General features: G+C 70.9%; 4 protein-coding genes and 1 pseudogene. All 5 read right to left on the bottom strand.

Annotated features, from left to right (window positions below; all coding sequences use genetic code 11):
- Positions 1-113: 113 nt before the first annotated feature.
- Positions 114-1,889 carry a thiamine pyrophosphate-requiring protein gene (locus Q1N79_RS03810; RefSeq protein ID WP_300604426.1) on the bottom strand — a complete coding sequence of 592 codons (1,776 nt, stop codon included), beginning with the start codon at positions 1,887-1,889 and terminating at the stop codon, positions 114-116.
- An 88-nt stretch (positions 1,890-1,977) separates the two neighbouring features.
- Positions 1,978-2,529 (bottom strand): ATP/GTP-binding protein, encoded by a 552-nt coding sequence (locus Q1N79_RS03815; RefSeq protein WP_300604429.1) that lies wholly within the window; start codon positions 2,527-2,529, stop codon positions 1,978-1,980.
- Positions 2,530-2,566: 37 nt separating this feature from the next.
- On the bottom strand, positions 2,567-3,049 hold the full coding sequence (locus Q1N79_RS03820) for a DUF742 domain-containing protein (RefSeq protein ID WP_300604432.1): 483 nt from the start codon (positions 3,047-3,049) through the stop codon (positions 2,567-2,569).
- Positions 3,050-3,067: 18 nt separating this feature from the next.
- The gene (locus Q1N79_RS03825; protein WP_145859590.1) at positions 3,068-3,505 is read right to left on the bottom strand and encodes a roadblock/LC7 domain-containing protein; all 438 of its coding nucleotides are present in this window, start codon (positions 3,503-3,505) and stop codon (positions 3,068-3,070) included.
- 76 nt (positions 3,506-3,581) lie between these two features.
- A pseudogene (locus Q1N79_RS03830) lies at positions 3,582-4,237 on the bottom strand (hypothetical protein); the annotation flags it as partial.

The raw sequence follows: 4,237 nt of genomic DNA on the forward strand, positions 1-4,237 counted from the left end.
ATCAGCCCGATCGGGAACTGGCGGGACGCGCTTGACCGGGCGTTCCCCGCGATGTGCGCGCGCTGACCGGTGCGGCCCTGCTCCCCCGCTTGCCGCCCGCACCGCGCCCCGGGTCAGCCGGTGTTGCCGATCGCGGCGACGGCGGGGCCGCCTGCGCCCTGGGCGAGCGGGATGTGCACGGCGACCACGGCCGAGCGGCCGCCGTGGACGGCGTCGAGCGCCTCCTTCAGCACCGAGGGCAGTTCGGCGGGGTCGGTCACCGTGGCGGCGAACGCGCCGCCGGCCGCCGCGGCCACGCCCGGCAGGTCGGCCTCAGGCTCGAACGAGACGTGGAAGTCGTCGGACGCCGACGCCGCACCGGACGGGTGCACGCCGAGCGTGGACTGCTTGGGCGCCTTCCAGCCTCGGTTGTCGTAGATCACCGTCAGCGTCGGCGTTCCGTACCTGCGGGCCACCCAGTGCGCCGACGACGGCACGCTGAACAGGAAAGTGCCGTCGCCGACGAGAGAAACCACGGTTCGTTCGGGAGCAGCGAGCTTGGCCCCTACGGCCCCGCCGCCCGACCACCCCAGGGAACCGCCGCCGGACCCGATCAGGGATCCCGGCTTGGACAGGCGCAGGTGCTCGGCGACCACCTGGAAGTTCGTGACCGCCTCGGTGAGGAACAGCGGGTCCTCGCCCGCCAGCAGGTCGCGCACGCACGCGGTCAGGTACTGCGGCGTGATCACCGTGCCGTCGTGCCGCTCCAGGGCGTCCCAGGCCGCGCGCTGCGCGTCGTGCGCCGCTGTCACGTCCGCCCGCCGCGCCGCCACGAGATCACGGTCAAAACCATGCTCCCGAACGGACACGGCTATCTGCTCAAGGGCCACCTTCGCGTTGGCGGCGGCGGAACGCCGTGCCGGGACGTGCCACAGCGACATGCCGTACTTGAGCGGGTCGATGTCGACCACGTAGATCGACGCGTCAGGGGATGGCCGGTTGTTCGAGAAGATGTACGGTATGTCGCTGTCCACGACGAGGATCACGTCCGCCTCGGCGAGCAGCGGAGTCTGCTCGCGGGTGGTGAACTGCCAGCCGCGGTGCATCGGGTGGTCGGCGGGGAAGTTCAGCCGGAACGCGGCCGACTCGATGACGGGGATCGCGAGCAGGCCGGCGAGGTCGACGAGCTTGGGCACCGCTTCGGGGTCGCGGCCCAGGTGGCCGGTGATGATGAGCGGGTGCCTGGCCCCGGCCAGGGCGGCGGCGATCTCGCCGGCCACCTCGGCGGTGAGGGCGGCCGGCTCGACGGGGCGGTATGCGGCGGGGTCTGCCGCGTGCGGCTCGAGCTGCTCCTCCATGACCTCGCGCGGGCCGACGAGGTAGACCGGCCCGGCCGGCTCGCTCGCGGCGATCTGCAGCGCGCGGTGCACGAGCTGCTTGACGTTCCTGCCGGAGCGGATCTCGTTGTCGTACTTGGTGTAGGCGCGCATGATGCCGCGCTGGTCGTGGACGTCCTGGATCCAGTGGATGAACTCGTTGCGGCCCCCGGGCAGCTCGTTCTGCATCGTGTACGGGGCAGCGCCCGCGAACACCAGCACCGGCACCCGGCCGCGCATCACGTTGCCTATCGCGCCGCCAAGATTCTGCGTCCCCGCGTCCACGTGGACGATCACCGCCTGCGGCATGCGGCTGACCGCGGCGTAGGCGTGCGCCGCGCTGAGCGCGACCGTCTCGTGCGGGCAGACGATGAGCTGCGGCAGTTCCTGGTCGCGGCCTTCGGCCTTGGCCTGGGCGAGCGCCTCGATCAAGCCAGGGTGGTCACTGCCCAGGTTCGCGAAGATGTACTTCACGCCCGCCTCGGCGAGTGCCTCAAGGAACGCGGTGCTCGTCGTGTAATAGCGCTCGGTCACGGTGCGGGGCCTCCGGTAAGGGTCGGGTACCCCATCATTGTGCCGACTGCCCAGCCCGGTGACCAGAGACGCCCTGGGTTTGTGCCGGTTAGTACCTCCCGGCCGCCTGCATCGACATCGCGTGCTCGACCAGCGTGACGAGGGTCGCCTTGGTCGACTCGCGGTTGCGCGCGTCGCACGGGATGACCGGCACGGTCGACGGGATCGCGAGCGCCTCGCGCACGTCGTTCGAGCGGTGCGGGAACTGCCCGTGGAAGCCGTTGATGCCGATCACGAACGGCAGCCCGCTCGCCTCGAAGTAGTCGACCGCGGGGAATGAGTCGGCCAGCCGCCGGGTGTCGACGAGCACGACCGCGCCGATGGCGCCCTGGATCAGGTCATCCCACATGAACCAGAACCTGTGCTGTCCGGGAGTGCCGAACATGTACAGCACCAGGTCCTTCTCCAGCGTGATACGCCCGAAGTCCATGGCGACCGTGGTGGTGTTCTTGTCAGGGACATGCGACAGGTCGTCGACATCGGTACTCGCGACGGTCATGACCGCCTCGGTGGTCAGCGGGGTGATCTCCGACACCGAGCCGACGAAGGTCGTCTTGCCCACGCCGAAGCCCCCCGCGACGACGATCTTCACCGACGTCATCGCCGAAGCGTCACCGCCGCCGTGCGGCCGGGCGACGCTAGATCTTACGGAGTCCACTAAGCACCCTTTCGAGCAAATGAAGGTCGGGGCGGCCTTCCGAATCGTCACGCTGGTGAATGCGCACGAGGCCGTCCGCGCTCATGTCGGCGACCAGGATCCGCGCGACGCCAAGCGGCAGCCGCAGCACCGCGGAGATCTCGGCGACGGACCGCCAGTCCAGGCAGAACTGCAAGATCGCCTGGCACTCGGGCGCGAGCACGGACAGGTCGCGCGGTTCGTACACAGTCGCGGTGACCAAGGCCTCGAGCGCGAGCTTATACCTCGGCTGGGTTCGGCCACCGGTAACCGTGTACGGCCGGACCAGCCGCGTGGAGCTGTTCTCCTCATCGGCAGGGAACTGCTGTGCCGGAGGGTATGGCTGCCGCTGTGGCGGCGGCGGTTCGTCCCACGGCCCTGCCCGCCCAGGCCCCTGCCAGGCGGACGGGCCGCCGCGGTCATCGCCGCGGCCGGGACCCGACACCTGTTCCTCCCGCGCTCATCATCGTCTTCCATCTCCCGGCATAGCACCTTGCATGACGCCGCCGCGGGCGGCCGGGGTGAGCACCCGGCCCGCGCGCTCGACCAGGAGGGTCATCTCGTATGCGACCAGCCCGAGATCGCAGGTGGAAGCCGCGAGCACGGCAAGGCTGGCACCATTGCTTATCGCCATGATGACCAGCACGCCGCGCTGCATCTCCACCACGGTCTGCACGACCGCGCCGCCTTCGAAGACCCGGGAAGCGCCTTGGGTCAGGCTAGTGAGGCCCGATGTGACCGCGGCGAGCTGGTCAGCACGCTCCTGCGGGAACCCCGCGGAGAACGCGAGCGGCAGCCCGTCGGAGGACACCACGACCGCGTGTGCCACGTCTGGGACCCGCTCCACGAAGTTGGTGATCAGCCAGCTGAGGTCCTGGACCGGGCGTCCTGGCGTGCTCACGCTCGCTCCTCTCCTCGCCCGCTCATACAGGCTCCTCCTCGTGTTCCGAGAATTCTATCCGTGGGTCTCATGCGTCCTATGGCTCCTCGATCTGGGGTGCGGCCGCACGCGCCTCGCGCACGCCACGCTGGAAGCTCGCCATGCGGGTGCGGATGGTCTCCGCGGACCGGGCTGGCGGCTCCACGTCACTGTCCTCGCCCGCACCAACCGATCCGGGCACGAGGTTAGCCCGCGGAACGCGCTTCGGCAGCCCGGCGTTGGTGGTCTCACCCGCCGCGGGCGAGGCGACCACGCGTGCCGCGCGCCAGCCCTCGTCCGCCGGGGAAGTCCAGGTGTCCACGGTGTCCGACTCCGCGCTCGAGCTGAGCGACTTGCCGCTGCGCCGGAACCAGTCCGACTCAAGCGAGTCGAAGATAGGCAGTCGCTGGTCTTGCGGCGGGCTGACGGCGGGCGGGATCGTCACCTGGCTGCCGTCCGAGCCGGCAATGCTGCTGCCGCCGGTCCCTGCGGCGCTCCCGGCCGTGGCGCCGCCCGCCGCGCCCCGGATGGACAGCGGCCCTGTGCTCGCCGCGCCGCCGTCGCCGCCGAACGCGGGCATCCGGCCGGTACCGAAGTCGGACCCGGCGCCGAAGTCCGATGTGCCGATGTCGCCGCCGAACGCGGCACCGCCGCCGGGGTGCAGGCCGTGACCGCCGGGCTGCCGGACCGGCAGCCCGGCGCCGGCGCCGGGGG

This window comes from Trebonia sp., assembly GCF_030042015.1.
GTDB lineage: Bacteria > Actinomycetota > Actinomycetes > Streptosporangiales > Streptosporangiaceae > Trebonia.